This is a genomic window from Nocardia pseudovaccinii NBRC 100343 (genome assembly GCF_001613225.1).
Lineage (GTDB): Bacteria > Actinomycetota > Actinomycetes > Mycobacteriales > Mycobacteriaceae > Nocardia > Nocardia pseudovaccinii.
Genome location: NZ_BDBY01000252.1, coordinates 21,456 through 38,819 on the forward strand (window position 1 = coordinate 21,456; position 17,364 = coordinate 38,819).

The 17,364-nt window shown below is 65.1% G+C and carries 12 protein-coding genes; 6 read left to right on the top strand and 6 right to left on the bottom strand.

Annotated elements, in window-relative coordinates; all coding sequences use genetic code 11:
• The first annotated feature begins 27 nt into the window (after positions 1 to 27).
• The 3 genes from NP3_RS31465 (at position 28) to NP3_RS31475 (ending at position 3,294) form a co-directional block, all read left to right on the top strand.
• The gene (locus NP3_RS31465) at positions 28 to 1,011 is read left to right on the top strand and encodes an alpha-ketoacid dehydrogenase subunit beta (protein ID WP_218024977.1); all 984 of its coding nucleotides are present in this window, start codon (positions 28 to 30) and stop codon (positions 1,009 to 1,011) included.
• An 11-nt stretch (positions 1,012 to 1,022) separates the two neighbouring features.
• Entirely contained in the window at positions 1,023 to 2,291 is a 1,269-nt protein-coding gene (locus NP3_RS31470; RefSeq protein WP_174566287.1) for a dihydrolipoamide acetyltransferase family protein, read from the top strand.
• Between the two features lie 94 nt (positions 2,292 to 2,385).
• Positions 2,386 to 3,294: a bile acid:sodium symporter family protein gene (locus NP3_RS31475; RefSeq protein ID WP_063045287.1), complete on the top strand. Its 909-nt coding sequence runs from the start codon at positions 2,386 to 2,388 to the stop codon at positions 3,292 to 3,294.
• Here NP3_RS31475 and NP3_RS31480 read toward each other — a convergent pair.
• The 4 genes from NP3_RS31480 to NP3_RS31495 form a co-directional block, all read right to left on the bottom strand.
• On the bottom strand, positions 3,272 to 3,703 hold the full coding sequence (locus NP3_RS31480) for a MarR family winged helix-turn-helix transcriptional regulator (RefSeq protein WP_063045302.1): 432 nt from the start codon (positions 3,701 to 3,703) through the stop codon (positions 3,272 to 3,274). The two genes, NP3_RS31475 and NP3_RS31480, sit on opposite strands and share 23 nt — an antisense overlap.
• Positions 3,704 to 3,747: 44 nt before the next feature.
• Positions 3,748 to 5,376: an MDR family MFS transporter gene (locus tag NP3_RS31485; protein WP_245721188.1), complete on the bottom strand. Its 1,629-nt coding sequence runs from the start codon at positions 5,374 to 5,376 to the stop codon at positions 3,748 to 3,750.
• A gap of 143 nt (positions 5,377 to 5,519) precedes the next feature.
• Positions 5,520 to 5,975: a hypothetical protein gene (locus tag NP3_RS31490; RefSeq protein ID WP_157124684.1), complete on the bottom strand. Its 456-nt coding sequence runs from the start codon at positions 5,973 to 5,975 to the stop codon at positions 5,520 to 5,522.
• A 625-nt stretch (positions 5,976 to 6,600) separates the two neighbouring features.
• On the bottom strand, positions 6,601 to 7,728 hold the full coding sequence (locus tag NP3_RS31495) for a hypothetical protein (RefSeq protein ID WP_157124685.1): 1,128 nt from the start codon (positions 7,726 to 7,728) through the stop codon (positions 6,601 to 6,603).
• A 588-nt stretch (positions 7,729 to 8,316) separates the two neighbouring features.
• Here NP3_RS31495 and NP3_RS31500 point away from each other — a divergent pair.
• On the top strand, positions 8,317 to 9,741 hold the full coding sequence (locus NP3_RS31500; RefSeq protein WP_063045306.1) for a CYTH and CHAD domain-containing protein: 1,425 nt from the start codon (positions 8,317 to 8,319) through the stop codon (positions 9,739 to 9,741).
• Between the two features lie 8 nt (positions 9,742 to 9,749).
• Here NP3_RS31500 and NP3_RS31505 read toward each other — a convergent pair whose 3' ends face one another.
• Positions 9,750 to 13,043: a protein kinase domain-containing protein gene (locus tag NP3_RS31505; protein ID WP_307679634.1), complete on the bottom strand. Its 3,294-nt coding sequence runs from the start codon at positions 13,041 to 13,043 to the stop codon at positions 9,750 to 9,752.
• 250 nt (positions 13,044 to 13,293) lie between these two features.
• Between NP3_RS31505 and NP3_RS31510 the strand changes: the two genes are divergently transcribed.
• Positions 13,294 to 15,549: a serine/threonine-protein kinase gene (locus NP3_RS31510; protein ID WP_063045293.1), complete on the top strand. Its 2,256-nt coding sequence runs from the start codon at positions 13,294 to 13,296 to the stop codon at positions 15,547 to 15,549.
• 47 nt (positions 15,550 to 15,596) lie between these two features.
• A complete protein-coding gene (locus NP3_RS31515) occupies positions 15,597 to 16,499 on the top strand; it encodes a class I SAM-dependent methyltransferase (protein WP_063045295.1) in 903 nt (300 codons plus the stop codon).
• 21 nt (positions 16,500 to 16,520) lie between these two features.
• Here the strand turns inward: NP3_RS31515 and NP3_RS49360 are convergent.
• Positions 16,521 to 17,364 (bottom strand): SGNH hydrolase domain-containing protein (locus tag NP3_RS49360; RefSeq protein WP_281197644.1); only part of this gene is annotated, 844 nt, incomplete at its 5' end.

Below are 17,364 nucleotides of genomic sequence, written 5' to 3' on the forward strand. Positions count from 1 at the left end.
ACCGCTGAGGACACCACCGTGCCTGTCATGACCTATCGCGAAGCGCTGCGCGAAACCCTGCGCGAGGAGATGCGTCGCGATGACGACATCCTGCTCATCGGGGAAGAGATCGGCATCTTCGAAGGCTCCTACAAGATCACCGCGGGACTGCTCGCCGAATTCGGCGAGAAGCGAGTGCGCGATACCCCGATCGCCGAGGAGGGATTCGTCGGCGCGGCCATCGGCGCGGCCATGCTCGGCCTGCGCCCCGTCGTGGAACTCATGACGATCAACTTCTCCTTGCTGGCGCTGGACCAGATCGTCAATCACGCCGCCAAGATCTACGGCATGTTCGGCGGACAGACCAGCGTCCCGATGGTCATCCGCACTCCCGGTGGCGGCGGCCAGCAACTGGGCGCCACCCACTCGCAGAACATCGAGCTGTATTACGCGTTCGTGCCCGGACTCAAGGTCGTCGCCCCCAGCACTCCGGCCGACGCTCGGGCACTGCTGCGCGCCGCGATCGAGGACGACGACCCGGTGCTGTTCCTGGAGAACCTCGCTCTCTACAACACCAAAGGCGAAGTGCCCGAGGATCTTCCGCCAGTCGCGATCGGCAAGGCAGCGATTACGCGTCCAGGGACCGACATCACCCTGATCGGCTATTCGCGCATGGCGACGATAGCCACCCAAGTCGCCGAACGCCTGGCCACCGAAGGGATCTCGGCCGAGGTCATCGACCTGCGTAGCCTGCGGCCCCTGGACCGCGACACCGTTGTCAGCTCGGTACGCAAGACCGGCTGCGCCGTGGTCGCCGAAGACGACTGGCTCACCTACGGCATCGGCGCGGAAATCGCCGCTTCCATCTCCGACGGCGCCTTCGACTACCTCGACGCACCGGTCCGGCGAGTCGCCGCCGCGGAAGTACCGCTGCCGTATGCCAAAACTCTCGAACAGATCGCGCTGCCGTCCGCCGAATCCCTGTACACCGCCGCCGCGGAAACACTCGCGGCCGTCGGCCGACGCCGCTGAGAGGACTTCACATGCCCGACATCATCATGCCCCGCCTGTCCGACACCATGGAGGAAGGCGTCGTCGTCGCCTGGCTCAAGCAGGTCGGTGACAAGGTCAGCCGCGGCGATATCCTCGCCGAAATCGAAACCGACAAAGCGCTGATGGAACTCGAAGCCTACGAGGACGGCATTCTCGAACAGATTCTGTTCGAACCGGGCTCGCGGGTCCCGATCGGCAATACGATCGCGCTGATCGGCGATGGAACCGGGTCCGCGGCGGGCGGCTCTGCCGGACCGAACCCTGCTGCCGAAAGCGGTGTGGCATCGAGTGATACGGCGAAAGAACCTGTAGTCCCGCCGGGACGCGGTGGTGCGCAAGATAATCCGATCGACGCCGCTGGAACTGTTTCCGCGGCAACAGAGACCCGGACGCACAAGAAGTCCTCACCACTGGCCCGCAAGATCGCCCGCGAACTCGACATCGATCTCGCCACCGTAACCGGCACCGGCCCCGGCGGTCGAGTCACTCGCAATGATGTCGAATCCGCTTACCGCACTATCGAATCCACTCCGGTCGCACCGCCGGTAGCATCCATGACCGCCTCGGGTGACTACGACGAGATCCCGCTCAGCACCATCCAGCAGGTCTCGGCCAAACGCCTCACCGAAAGCAAACAGCAAGCCCCGCACATCTACTTGACCAGCGCCATCGACGTCACCGACCTGCTCGCCTTCCGCGCCGAGATCAACCGCACCCTCGAACAAGCAGGCAAAACCAAGGTCAGCGTCAACGACCTACTGGTCAAAGCGGTCGCCACGGCACTGCGCACCGACCCGGCCGTCAACGTCTCCATAGCCGACGACAAACTCCTGCGGCACCGTGGAATTCACCTCGGCATCGCCGTCGCCACCCCCGCCGGACTACTCGTTCCCGTCGTCCGCGACGCCGACCGCAAGAGCGTCTCCGAAATCGCCACCGAAACCCGCGACAAAGCCGAACGCGCCCGCGACCGCAAACTCCGCGCCGACGAAATGAGCGGCGGCACCTTCACCATCTCCAACCTCGGCATGTTCGGCATCGAACAATTCACCGCCGTCATCAACCCGCCGGAATCCGCCATCCTCGCCGTCGGCGCGGCCAAAGACGAACTACGCCTCGACGGCTCCCAGGTCGTCACCCGCAGCATCTTGCGGGTCACCCTCTCCGCCGACCACCGCGCAATCGACGGCGCAACCGCCGCACGGTTCCTCCAACAGTTGACCGAACTCCTGGAACACCCATTGCGCATCATCGCCTGACCGGTCGATCTCGCTGAACGGAAGGACCAGACCACCGCACCGCCCCAGCCGGATACCGTTTCCGCGTCCACTCCAACGCGACGGAGGAACACCGGTGAACTCACCGCTCGTATCACTGGCTCTGCCACTGGCTTTGGCCGTGATTATGTTCGGGCTGGGACTTTCGCTCAGCGTCGACGATTTCACCCGCATCGCGCGCCAACCCAGGACGGTCGCTATCGCGCTGGTGTGTCAACTGCTCGTCCTTCCGGCGATCGCGTTCGGTCTGGTCCTGCTCTTCGATCTACCGCCAACCCTTGCCGTCGGCATGCTGCTGCTCGCGTCATCGCCCGGCGGCACCACGGCCAACCTGCTCAGTCACCTGTTCGGCGGCGATGTCGCACTCAACGTATCCCTCACGGCCGTCAATTCGATCATCGCGGTCGTCACCGCGCCCCTGATCACGAACTTCGCGATCGACTATTTCGAACCCGAAGCCGGTGCGAGCGGACTCGGCCTGCAGTTCGGCAAGGTGATCCAAGTGTTCGCGATGATCCTGATCCCGGTCATCGTCGGCATGCTGGTGCGACGGATATCCGCCGACTTCGCCGACCGGATGAACCGGCCGGTGCGCATCGGCTCGGCGCTGACCCTGGTACTCGTCATCGCCGCGAGCGTGATCAGCGGTGCGGCCGATCTGCCGGGATACCTCCTCGACGTCGGCGCGGTCACCTTTGTCTTCTGCCTGCTCAGCTTGACTGTGGGCTACTTCGTCCCCCGATGGCTCGGCGTCGATATCCGCCAGGCGATAGCCTGCTCGATGGAAATCGGTATCCACAACAGCGCCATCGCCATCACCATCGCCGTCAGTGTGCTCGACAGCACCGAAATAAGTGTGCCCGCAGGGGTTTACGGCGGAATCATGCTCCCGGTCGCGGGCGCTGTCGGCTGGCTCATCACCCGGCGACACGCCGCGGTGCGGACCGAAGAGGGCGACGGTCTCAGTCGCCGAATTCGGCATTGAGGCGGTGCAGGAGTTCGGCGAGTGTGGCCAGGTCGGATTCGGGCCAGCTCGACAGTCGTTCGTGCAGCACTCGGCGGCGCGCGGCGCGGGTCGCGTCCAGCCGCTGTTTGCCGAGCGCGGTCAGCGCGAGCAGCTGGGCACGACCGTCGTCCGGATCGGGTTGCCGGTCGATCAGTCCGAGTTCCTCGAGTGCCGAAAGTTGGCGTCCGGTAGTTGCTTTCCCGATACGGAAGTAGCTGGCCAGGTCGCTGGGACGGCTGGACCCGATGGCGTCGAGGCGCATCAGGAAGGCGTAGGCGGCGGGCTCGAGACCGGGATGGACGCGTTCCGCGGACTCGAACGAGGTTCTGCGGCTGCGCCGCAGCGCCACAATGAGCTGTTCCTCGATCTCGTCGATCGTGTCGTTCACCGTCTTACCCACCTCCACAGCGCCGCGTGAAGCGTACGGGTTACTCAGGAGTGGCCGACTTTACCCTCGGTCCGCGGTCCTGCCGCTTCGACTATGGGGTCCGGGGCATTTGTGGTGCGCAGCGGGACCTCTCGGATGAACAGGACAGCGACCAGCGCGAGCACGGCCAGCGGCGCGGTGCAGAGGAAGGCATCGGCGACGCCGTGTCCATAGGCGTCTTCCACTACCGAGCGGACCGGGGCCGACAGCGCGGACAAGCTCGGCAGGCTGCTACCCGAATGAACGCCGCTGCCGGGGATTCCCAGCCGGGCCAAACCGGATTCTGTGTAGCGGGTGATGCTGTTCGCCATGACCGCACCCAGTGCGGCAACACCGATCGCACCGCCGAGAGATCGCATGAAAGCGACAGTCGCGCTGGCCGCGCCGATCTCGTGGATGCGCACTTGATTCTGTACGGCGAGTACCAAGTTCTGCATGGTCATGCCGACTCCGGCGCCGACGCAGAACATGTAGACGGCCAGCAGTCCGTAAGGGGTGTCGGCGCGGGCGGTGCCCAACGAGGTGACACCGACCACCAAGAGCACACTGCCGATGACCAGGACGATCTTCCAGCGACCGGTCCGGGAGATCAGGCGTCCCGACACGATCGACACGATGGCAAGGCCGAAGATCATCGGCAGGGTGAGCAGGCCCGCCTCGGTCGGCGACGCATCCCGGGCGAGTTGGAAGTACTGGCTCAGGAAGGTGGTCCCGGCGTACATCGCCACACCCGCGACCAAGGAGCCCACGACCGCCAGCACGATGGTGCGATTGCCGAACAGGTACAGCGGGATGATCGGCTCGCTCGTCTTCGACTCCGTCAGCAGCAACAGCGCGACCAAAACCACTGCGCCGCCGATCATCACGCCGGTCTGCCAGGACAGCCAGGCGTACTTGTCGCCGGCGAACGAGATCCAGATCAGCAGCAGCGAGGTGGCGGCGGCGACGAGCAGCGCTCCGAGCCAGTCCACCGAGGTCTGCCGTTTGACCATCGGCAGGCGCATCGTCTTCTGGAGTACGACCAATGCGACCGCAGCGACCGGGATGCCGATGAAGAAGCACCACCGCCAGCCCAGCCACGAAGTATCCACGATGGCACCGCCCACCAGCGGTCCCACCACGGTGCCGACGGCGAAGAGACCGCTCATGTAACCGCCGTAGCGACCGCGTTCGCGGGGCGAGATCATGACCGCCATGATGGTCTGGGTCAGCGCCGTCATACCGCCCGCGCCGACACCTTGAATCGTCCGCGCCGCGATCAGCTCTCCCACATTGGCAGCCAGACCCGCGATGATCGAGCCCACAACGAAGATGACCAGGCTTATCTGCACGAGAAGTTTCTTGTCGACCAGATCCGACAGTTTTCCCCAGATCGGCGTGGTCACCGTCATCGCGAGCAGGGTCGCGGTGATCACCCAGCTGTAGGCGGTCTGGCCCGCATGCAGATCGGAGATGATCGTCGGCAGCGCGTTCGCGACGATGGTCGAGGACAGGATCGCGACGAACATGCCGGTCAGCAGTCCGGTCAGCGTTTCCATGATCTGACGGTGTGTCATCGGAGCGCCGGGCTCGGCGTGCTTGTTCAGGTCCGGTGTGGCGTTCTGCTGGTCCGCGTCCTGCAAATTCTGCGACAAGGCAGGCCTCACTCTCTCGTGGCGCTAATGCACGCGGCACCGGATTGCCCGCTGAGTGGACGTCACCGCGGACCCCGTAGATAGTTGCTCGGGGCTACCATATCAGACTAGTTGCCCAAGGCAACTAGTCGAGACAGGGCGAGCTACGACAGGAGACGTCCGGCCGCGTCGACGACGGGCGTTTCAGCTGTCGCACGCCGGGAGAAATGGTCCGCACCGTGCAGCCACGGTTTGGTTGTGCTCAAGAAGATCGAGGTGTTGAGGACCATCAGCAGCAGGCACAGCGGCGGAACCGCGCCGATGATCGCTTTGGCGGACAGCGAAAGCTCGCCGGGATCCGTTGCGTTGAACGCGTTTCCGAGGACCCCGGCGGCGACACCACTCAGCAGGAGAACCCCGAAGTACAGTCGGATGATTCCAGTCCGATACGGCAACGTTCCGACCATCACGTAGCAGTAGGCGATCTGAAAGACCGTGAGGCCGACCACGGTCGGCCACAGCCACGCGATGGTCGACGGCGTTCCGGCCAACCGTGCCAGATGATGTGCGAACGCGAAGGAGGCGACCGCCGCCACCGCAATCAGGATCGAGGCGGACACGACAGCGACTCTGTTGACCGAGAGTCGCTCAGTCCATGGGTTCATCCGTTCCTCCGAGTTGAGAAGACTTGAGAATGGGTGGAATTCGTCGCCGCGGACATCGAAGAGCAACAGCTGGCGAAGTCGGCGGCGACCGATGGGGCTCGTTGCCGCCGCGGTCCCCATGTCGAATCGAGCGATATCAGCTGGGGCAGTGGGCAATCCAGGTTCGCGAGCGGCTGGCGCAGATCGCACCGAGCGTCGCGCCTTCCTGCCTGGCTCTGGGGGTTGCGCCGTCGAGCAAGTCGCGTGCCCGGCCGGACGTGCCTGCTCGCGGCGGACGCGTCTGCTTACCTGTGCTCGGCCGATAGCTGCGCGCGTTGGATTTTCAATGCTTCTACCGCCGTGCGGGTCTGGCGCAGTTCGGCGGTTTCGGCGACACGAGCGACGATCGCACTGGTCACGACGGGCCCCTTCGGGTCTTGTCTCTCCTCGGTGCAGCTTTGGCTCGCACAGTATGCCCTCGGCATCACACCGACACGCGGAATACCGACATTCGTCGGCCACCGAACTGATCACGATCCATGCCGCAGGTTGCGGGCTCGCGGCTCTGATAGCCTGGCCCGCAACCTGTTCGGCTGTTCGATCAGGACTTCTTGTACAGCTTGTAGATGGCTTCGTTGTAGGTCGTCATCATTTTCGCGGCCTTGGCAAGACCGCCGAGCGGGTCCTTGGTCTGGACCGAGCCGGATTGTTCGCTGGCCGCGTCGGCCGCGGCTGCGGCGAACCACAGGATGTTCTCGAGGTCCGCGGGCGGAATTTCAGCGAAGTCGGTGACGATGTCCTCGAAAACGAGCGGCGACTCGACGACCGTCTTGACGAACGTTTCGGTCGCCCTGATTGTCAGCGGCACATCGGCGCCGATGAGCGTTCCGTCCAAAACCGTACAGCCCACGAACTTTCCGGCCGAATCGATACATCCCTTGAACGGATTGCGGAACAGCACCGGATCGAGATCCACCGGGTGGCAGGCCAGGAAGTGTTCTTCGCCCGGTGTCGCGACGAGCACGTATTCCGTCTCGTACAGGCTGATGCCACGGTCGAGTGCGGGCATGGCGGACACGCCCTTGTCGCGCAGAGTGGCGATATCTATGCAGAGCAGATACGGCGCCTTGTTGATGATGTTCAGGACATTCTTGTCGCCGCCCGCCGATGCGGCGGTACCGATGAGTGCGCCGATGTTGCGGCAGAACGAAGAGGTTCGCACGTGCGGGCTCTTCTTCTCGTTCCCGCTGCTGTGCGCACCGATGATCTTGATGATTTCCGAGATGGCCGTATCGGCACCGATCGAAATCTTCTCCTCGTACGGCGTCGCACTGAAGCGCCAGATGTACTGGCGGTCCGGGTCATCGAATTCGGTGTAATGCCGCCAGCCGTGCGTTTTCGTGTAGTCCATCCAATCCTTATGGGAGCGCCACAGATCCGTGAGCCCGCCCGCGAGTACCGCTCGGCCGCTGTCGTGCAACCACTTCAGGTGCCGTTCGGCGGCAGGCGAGAAAGTAGATGCGGCAGCGGTTTGTTGTACTACCGACGCTGTCGTCGGCTGTGCCGGAACCTCCGTCTGCGCCTCCTTCTCGGGCTTCTTGGCACGGACGACAATCTTGAACTTCGATTTCGGTTGCTGGTGCTGGATCAGCTGCCCCGCAGCGGGTTTCGGCGGCTGACCGGATGTCGTGGCCGCGTTGTCCGTCGACTCCGGAAATGAATGGGTCATGACTGCTCCTCCGATGAAGTCCGGCACCGCGGGGCGCACTCTCGCCCCCGAGCCAGGATCGCACCCGGACGCCGTCGACTCACCGAATTCGCGACCGATGTTTTTCCGGTTCTTCACGCTGAAGATCAACTGCCGCAGCCGATTTCGTGGACCAGCGAAGTCGACCCGCCCCTGACGCCGCCCCGCTCCAGGATCGCGATATCACCCAGACCGTCACCGGCGATCGGTTTTCGACGCATGCCTGAGCACCGCCCCGCGCGATGGTGGTCGCCGCGTGGGAGTTGTCCGAAAGCGATGGGTTCCGGTCGACGATAGTGACCGCGATCGACGACCGGGTAGGCGTGTCGGCGGAGAGCGGCATCCGGTACAGGGCCGTGTTCGACTTCGTGAACGCAGGCGATGATCGGTAACGGTCCACGAGGCCCGAGCAGAAGGCGATGCTCGCCGAACCCGGCGCGCACCGCAAGATCGAGATTCTCATCCACGGTCCGGCACTGCGGTCGAGACCGGCCGAATACGCGACGAGATCGATCTCGATGAGGGCGACGTCGACTGTTTCAGGTGCGGTGCGCCGGGAACGCCCAATTCATGGAGGAAGTACTGGAACGTGAAAGCAAATGGGAGGTCGACGGGGTCTTTTCTCTTCCGGCATTGGACAACCTCGTCTCCGACAGTCGTATCGAAAAGACGTCGGTCGAATTGACCAGCACCTATTTCGATACCGCCGAGCGAGATCTGCTCGCTCACAATCTCACCCTGCGCCGCCGCGAAGGCGCCGACGAATCCGGTTGGCAGTTGAAAGTTCCGCACCCGAGCGGTCGCACCGAATTGCACGCCCCGCTCTCGGAGGAACTGCCGCCCGAGTTCATCGAGCTGGTCACCGGCGCGGCACTGGGTAAACCACTGCACGCGATCACCACGATTCACACGCTGCGCAATCGCCACCGTGTACTCGGGCCCGACGGCGAATTGATAGTCGAAGTCGACGACGACATGGTCGATACGACACCGGCCGACGGAAGTTCCGTCGCCTGGCACGAGATCGAGGTCGAACTCGGCCCGCGGATCGACGCGGTACCCGAGGCTCTGGTGGACAGTCTTGCCGAGGCAGGCGCACGCAGGTCGGAGTTTCCCTCCAAGCTGTCTCACGTGCTGCCCGCGCAGCCGAGGCCGGTCACGGACACCGCGGCGGAGCGCGCCGTCTATGAATACATGGCCGCGCAGATCGACATGATTTTCGCTGGTGACGTCGCTTTGCGCCGCGGCCGGGAACCGATCCACGACACCCGCGTCGCGACGCGACGCCTGCGCAGCACCCTGCGCGTGTTCAAAAGGCTGTTCGACCGCACCGCCATCGGTGCTGTCGAAGACGAATTGAAGTGGTATGCAGGGTTGCTCGGCGATGTGCGCGACTGCCACGTCCAACATCGCCGTCTGGCCGACCAGGTGCACAAACTGCCGCCCGAACTCGTCCTGGGCCCGGTCGCCGCGCGCATCGACGCGACGATCGTGGCCCGACAGGTGCCCAGCCGCAACGCACTCACCGAGGCCATGGACTCGACTCGCTATCTGGAATTGCTCGCGACCCTGCATGCCTGGCAATCGCACCCGCCGTTCGACAGGCGACTTCGCAAACGTGAACTCGCGAAGCGGGCTCGCAAAGCCACGGCCAAAGCCGATAACCGGCTCGCGACCGCCCAACACGACCAACGACACGCGTCATTGCACCGCGCCCGCAAGGCCGCCAAACGAGCCCGCTACGCCGCCGAACTACTCGAGCCCGCGGGGAAACGCAAGCAAGCGAAGTCGAACATCAAGTACTACAAGAAGATTCAAAGGGTGCTCGGCGACTACAACGACAGCATCGTATCGTCGCAATTCCTGTGGCGCACCGCGACCGCCGCAGGCACAGCAGCGGGCGAGAACGGCTTCACCTTCGGCCTGCTGTACGCGAACGAAATGCACGCCGCCGACGATGCCCGGCATAAGGCCGCCGAAATCGCCACGAGGTGACTGTGCGGTCAAGAAGTCGCTTGCCGACCTTCGTCCACGGTCCAGGCCGCGATCTGCGCGCGGGAGGTGAATCCGAGTTTGCTGAGGATGTGTTCGATATGTCCTTCGGCAGTGCGTTGCGAGATCACCAATTTCGCCGCGATTTGCTTATTGGTGAGGCCTTGGGCAACGAGATCGGCGACCTGCTGCTCGCGCTTGGTCAATTGCGGTCCGGCGACGGCGGGCGTGACGACTGGTGCTTCTCCTAGTGCGTAGGCCACCGCGGCGTTCATTCCCATGGATTGGCCGCGCCGGAATGCCGCATCGAATCCTCGGTCACCGAGCGCGCGACGCACCGTGCGCTCGCATTCGTCGTGCGCCCGGGATAGCTCCGGGAAAAAGATCGAAAAGCCAGAGGCGGACCGCAACAGATATTCCACGGCGCCCATCAGGACAGCCGCGCGCTCACCATCACGATCGGCCGCGATCCAGGCCAGCCCCGCGAGATCGAGGGCCGTGACGAGAGGGCTGCGCGCGTACCGACTGACCCGCAGCGATTCCTGCAGCAAATGCTGTGCGTCCGACCACTCGCCTTGCTGCCATACGACAATGCCCTTCGCCCCCAGCGCGGTCGAGCGAAACAGCGATTCACCGCACGCCTCGGTGACGGAAAGAATCTGCTCATGACACTCGACCGCCCGCCGCTTATCCCCGTGCACAGCGTGTGCCCAACCGAGATACACCAACGCCGCAACATAACGGTGTCCCCGCCGATTCGAGCTGAACAGTTCGACGGCGCGCTCGAAGCAGGGGATCGCGCGATCGGGTTCATTCCGAAACAGCGCCAGGGAGCCCTCGGCCTCGGCGATCAGTGCCTCGTTCATGGGACTGGGATCCTGGTCGGCCAGTGCGCGCGCTTCTTCGAGTAACACAGCTGCCGACTGAAGATCCCGCTGCATCGCGGCGGCGGTACTGCTGTCATGAAGCGCCCGGACGCGGACGGGTATCGACTGCGCGGCGGGGTGGGCAAGGGCGCGATCGAGCCAGCGTCTGCCCTCACCGTACAGACCCCGAAAGCCCCAGAACCCGGCAGCCAACGCGCTGGCGGTGCGTAGCCCGGCTTCAGCCGATTCCGCACTGTCCTCGGACAGGCAGAATTCGAGCGCATCCCGTAGGTTGGGGTGCTCGCGTTCGAGCCGGGTCAGCCAGTAGGGCTGCCGGTCGCTGATCCACCCGGCCTCGGCATCCAGCGCCAACCGCTCGTACCAGTCGCGGTGTGCTCGACGCAGCTCCTGGTATTCGCCGGACTCTTGCAGAGTCTCCCGACCATAGTCACGCATCGTCTCCAGCATCCGGAAGCGCACGTCGTCACCCAGCGTCTCCCGGTTCACGATCGACTTGTCCACCAGGGAGGACAATGCATCCAGCAAACTCTCCCGGTCCAGGTCCGCACCGCACACCCCTTCGGCCGCGTCGAGTTCGAAACCGCCGGTGAATACCGATAATCTCGCCCATAGCCGCTGCTCGTCCGGTGTGCACAGCTGGTAGCTCCAGTCGATGCACCAGCGCAGTGTCTGTTGTCGCTTCGGCGCGGTGCGGCTGCCGCGGGTCAGCAGTGCGTACCGGTCGCTGAGCCGCGTCAGGATCTGCTCGGGCGACATGGTGCGCATCCTTGCCGCGGCGAGTTCGATCGCCAGCGGCAACCCGTCCAGCCGCGAACAGATTCCGGCCACGGCGGCCTTGTTGTCGTCGGTGACCTCGAAGCCCGGCACGACCGCGGCGGCGCGTTCGGCGAACAACGTCAACGCGTCGTATTTGGGCAGTCCCCGCAACGACGGTTCACCGTCGGCACCTGGAACGGTCAGCGGCAGCACCCGCAGCACCGCTTCCCCGGCGATATCCAGTGGTTCGCGGCTGGTGACCATAATCCGCAGGCTCGGACACGCCAGCAGCAATGTTTCGACCAGCTCCGCCAACGCCTCCACAACCTGCTCGCCATTGTCGAGCACGAGCAACGTTTCCCGGGAGCACAGGAACTCGACCAACACGTGCTGCATCGGGCGCACCGAATCGTCGCGCAGGCCCAGGGTGGACGCCACGACGCCGGTCAGCAGTGCCGGGTCGCGCACATCGGCCAGCTCGACCACCCACACCCCATCGGCGAAATCGCGTCGAGCATTCGCCGCGGCCCGTAACGCCAGGCGGGTCTTGCCGACACCACCGATCCCGGCCAACGTCACCAGCCGCGACATCGACAGCAGGTTCTTGATCTCCGCCACCTCGGTGCGGCGGCCGACGAAACTGGTCAACTCCAGCGGCAGCTCACCGGTGTTGCCACGACCCCCTGTCGGCTGCGGCGCAGCCCATGTCTGCGACGGCGGCGTGTGCTCGCGCGAACCGCCCTCCGGTGTCCGCAGCGCCATCTCGCCCACCTGATACCCGTGACGCCGCTGCACCTGCCGGATGGCCTCACCTACCGCAGTCGCCGACGGTCGCTGCTGCGGATCCCGGCTCATCGCCGACTCCACCACTGCCGCCACGTCATGGGGAATGCCACCCTCGCGCAGGTCCGGCACCGGCTGACTGGTGATCCGCAAGAACTGCGCCACCACCTGCTCACCACTACGCCGCTCGAACGCGGCATGCCCGGTCAACGCGCAGAACAGGGTCGCACCCAGACCGTAGACATCCGCGGCCGGTGTCGCGGCCTCGCCACCGAGCACCTCCGGCGCGGTGAACGCCGGTGACCCCGTCAGTATGCCTGTCGCCGTCTCGAACCCGCCGGACATGCGCGCGATACCGAAATCGGTCAACGCGGGTTCACCGTAATCGGTCAGCAGAATATTGCCCGGCTTCACATCGCGATGCACGATGCCCAGCCGGTGCGCGCTCTCGAGCGCACCCGCGATCTTCACCCCGACCCACAACACGGTGTCCACCGGCACCGGGCCCTGCCGACGAACCCACGCATCCAGCGAATCCAGCGGGAAATACGGCATCACCAGATACGGATGACCACCTTCGGTCACACCGACCTGCAGCACCGTGACGATGTTCGGATGCCCGGTCAACCGGCCCATCGCCTGCTGCTCGCGAAAGAATCGCTCCCGATTGTCCTCGTCCAGCTGATCGGTCAGCACCTTCACCGCAACCGTGCGATCCAGCTCAACCTGTATACAGCGATACACCACACCGAAACCACCGCGGCCGATCTCCTCGGCGTCCTCGAACCCGGACGCACTCAACTCCACCGCGACGGGCATGCTCACGTCGCGTTGGGTCCGCGGCGCATCATCGCCGACCATCAGCGGCGTGCGATCCACTCGGCATGTGCACCGATACCGGGCACCATCTGCTCACCCTTCCGACAAAGCTCAGCGTATCGCCAACAAAGGTGAGCGGTCCGCCGGTTCGCATCGCGAGTTCCCCAGGCCCGGTTCACCGAACGAGGTCGGGGGTGGACAAATGGGCACAAGGGCGAAAGGCTGTTGGTGAAGTGCCAGCTACTCGCCGGAGGGGTTCCGATACCCCTCTGTGCGGGGCCCGGGCTCGACCACTTCGAAGCGAGCGACGATGGATCAGAACCTCGGAGCGAGCACACCCGGCGCCGGTGTCGCCCGCGCGACGGCAACGCAGACCGCGTTGACGACCCTGGTTGCCCAGTTCGCCGGGGACTGGAAAGCATCGAGCGAACCGCCCGATCTGTCGGCGCACCTACCCGTCGAGCCCGCGCTGCGGCGGACCACGTTGATCGAACTGATCAAAGTGGATCTGCACGAACGGTGGCAGCGCAGCGACGACGCGCTGCGTCTTGCCGACTATCGCGAACAGTTCCCGGAACTTGGCACTGCCCCGTTGCCGCCGGATCTCATCTACGAGGAGATCAGTGCCCGCAGCTGCCGTAACGACATCGACCTCACCGAGTACGAGCACGACTATCCGGCCCAATTGGCCTGCATCACCGAGACTTTCGATGTCGGCGGCCTGCGCAGCACGCTGCTGGCCGACCCAAGGGCACTCGATGCCCTCGAGGCCATCGGTACGGGCGCCTCCGTCGACGATTTCGATCTGCTACTGCCACTGGGCCGCGGCGCCTTCGCGCGCGTATTCCTGGCTCGGCAGCGATCGATGAGCCGGCTGGTGGCAGTGAAGATCTCCCGCGACCGCGGCACCGAACCGCAGACGCTGGCGCAGCTCGACCACGATTACATCGTCCGAGTCTTCGATCAGCGTCAGCTCGCCGAACAGCATCTGAAGCTGATGTACATGCAGTACGTACCCGGCGGCACCCTGCTGGGTGTGCTGCGGCAATTGCACAGCACCCCACCGGTACGACGCAACGGCAAGCTGCTGCTGCAGGCCATCGACGCCGCCACCACGAGCGGCGGGGTGCTCGAGCCGCAGCACTCGCCCGCGCGCGCGGAACTGGAACAGCTGACCTGGCCGGAGACCGTAGCCTGGTTGGGCGCCCGGCTGGCGACCGCGCTCGATTACGCCAATCACCAAGGTGTGCTGCACCGCGACATCAAACCAGCGAATGTACTGCTGACCGCCGATGGCCAGCCCAAACTGGCCGACTTCAACATCAGCTTCAGCCGCCATCTGCCCGGTGCGAACCCCGTCGCCTATTTCGGCGGCTCCCTGGCCTACATGTCCCCCGAACAACTCGAGGCCTGCCACCCCACCCTGGCCACCACTGCCGCCGATCTCGATACCCGTAGCGACCTGTACTCGCTGGCTGTGGTCCTGTGGGAACTGCTCACCGGACGGCGACCGTTCGACGACGGGTTCGGAGCAGGCGAATCGGAGCAATCACTGCAGGCGATGATCGATCGACGCCGTCGGCTCGTCGATGCGAACCTGGAGGCCGATCTGCCCCCGGACTGCCCGGCCCTACTGCGTCACGCACTACTCACCTGCCTTGCGCCCGACCCCGCCGACCGCTACCCCGGCGGCGCCGAACTGGCCCAGCAGCTGGAATTGAGCCAGGACCGGGCCGCCCGCGACCTGGTCGACCCGCCCGCACACAGCCTGCGGGCACGGTTGCGCATGCGGCCGATCCCGGTGGTGATTCCGGCAAGCATGTTCGGCCAGGTCGCGGCGGGACTGTATCTTTCGGCGCACAACGTCCGGCTGATCCAACTCCAAGTGGGCTCCGAGGCTGCCGGGAGGCTGACCCACCTGGGGTATGTGGTGATCGCGATCTCCTATCCGGTCGCCATCGCGGGCCTGCTGTACTGGTGCCGCAACGTGTTTCTGGTGCCCGATGGCCTGCGCCGGGGCAAGCAATTCGACGAGGCCACCCTCGCCCGGGCGCGCGCCGACACCCTGGCCTGCGGCGACCGCATCGCGGCAGTCGCATTTATCGGATGGATCCTGGCCATGGGTATCTTCGCGGTGAAGCTGCTGTCGCTGGGGCCGATACCGGCCGGGCTGCTGACGAATCTGATTGTGTCGAGCCTCGTCGCGGCCGCGGTGGCGGTCGTGTACACGTACTTTCCGGCCACCTTTTTCGTCTTGCGCTGGTACTATCCGGGATTGGTCGCCGCCGGTCACATCTCCCCCGACGACGCCCCCAGGCTGCATCGGCTGATCCGGCGCAGTCGCGTGTATCTCGGTGTGGCGGCATCGGTTCCGCTGATCGGCGTGTCGTTGGGGCTGATATTCCTGACACCGCATCAGCAGCACACGGTGATCGGCTCGATAGTAGCCCTCTGTATCGGTGGGCTCGTCGCGTTCGCCGTCGCCCTGCGCACCTTCTATGCCCTGCAATCGGATCTGGCGGCCCTCGAGCGCATCGTGAATCCGCGTTACCGTACCCACACCTGACCGCTGAACGACCTGCCATTGATCGCTGACACCATGGGGTGATATTTATGCGAACGGACGGAGACAGCTGGGACATCGTGACGAGCGTGGGTCTGACCGCCCTGGGCGTCGCCACGTTTCGCGCACTCGAGACGCTCGATCCCGAGCCGATGATCCACGACGACTATGCGGCGTGGTTCGTCGAGGCCGCGGGTGAACCGCACTTTCTGCAGATACTGGAGGAACCGGCGTCGGCGGGCGCGGGCGGATTGTTCGGGCGGTTCATGGGGGTTCGGACAAGGTTCTTCGACGAGTTCTTCGCCGCGGCGTGGCAGCAGGGTGTGCGGCAGGCGGTGATCCTGGCATCCGGACTGGATGCGCGTGCCTATCGGCTGGATTGGCCCGCGGGCACGGTCGTCTTCGAGATCGATCAGCCCCGTGTGCTGGAGTTCAAGGACCGGGTGCTCGCCGAGCACGGTGCCGTGGCCACGGCCGATCGGCGCGCGCTGGCCATCGATCTGCGCGAAGACTGGCCCACTGCGCTCACTACCGCGGGTTTCGATCCGGGGCGGCCGTCGGCGTGGTCGGCCGAGGGGCTGTTGCCGTTCCTGCCGGGTTCGGCGCATGACGCACTGTTCGAACGCATCGACGCCCTGTCCGTGCCCGGCAGCTGCGTGGCCGCCGACGACTTCGGCCGCGGCATGGACCAGCGCCACTTCGACATGGAGGAAAAGTTCTTCGGCCCCAACCCGTTCGGCAACTTGAACGTGCACGACCTGTGGTACGACGATGCCCGTGCCGATCCCGGGGACTGGCTGTCCCGGCACGACTGGTCGGTCCACCGGGTCAGCCCCTTCGATCTGGCCGCCACCTACGGCCGCCCGATCACCGATTTGCCCACCGACCTGCCTGCCGAACTGCTCGACCGGCTGCAGCAGGCGGCCTACGTATCCGCCGAGAAGGACCGGTGAACCCAGGACTGCGTGGCCGACTCAGCCGTTGGCGAGTGCACGATCGGCGAGTGCGGCGATGACCGGTCCGAGTGTTCTGGCGTAACTGACGGTGAGGTGGTTGTCATCGCGGTAGACCAAGTTGTCGCCGATGATGAGGGGGCAGCTGGCGGCAGTACAGAACAGCGAGGTCAGATCGGCGTACTGGCCGCCGCCGGTGGTAGCTGCCGCCCGCTCAGCCGTAATACCCGCGTCGTCGACCGCGTCCGGCCGCGGCGGCGTACATACCGCGGCATTGTCGATATGTTCGGACAGGCACGCGGGCACGGTGGTGTGCGGATCGGGGATCGACCCGAGAACCAGGACCGTCGCCCCGGTCGCTCGCAGCTGGCCGACCAGGCGGTTCAGGCTGTCGATCCAGGCCTGGTCGTAAGAGACGAAGCCGAAGTCGGCACCGTAGCGCCGGGACATGCTCACCACGATCAAGCGGGGGCGTTCGGCCTGCAACCTGGCCAAGATCTGGCCGCGCCACTGCTCGCATTCGGTGTACTCCCGGCCCAGATAAGGGCTGGTGATGGGCAGGCCGAGCAACGGACAGGTGACCTTGGCCATGGTTTCCAGCCGCCAGCGCCGCTGCGCGGCGATCGACTCGAACGCCGGATGCCACATCGCGGCGTGTGAATCGCCGACCAGGGCCACTGTCGTAGCCGAGTCCGGATCGCCGGAGGCGCACTCGGCCTGTCCCACGTCACGCCACGATCGCACGCAGCCGTCGACGAACACGCTCGCCTTGTCTCCGGGCGCGTCGGCCAGCGAGGGAGTGAGATTCGAAGGGACAGCATGAATTTCGGCCGCGGCGGCGACCGCGGCCTGCGTCTGCGCGGTC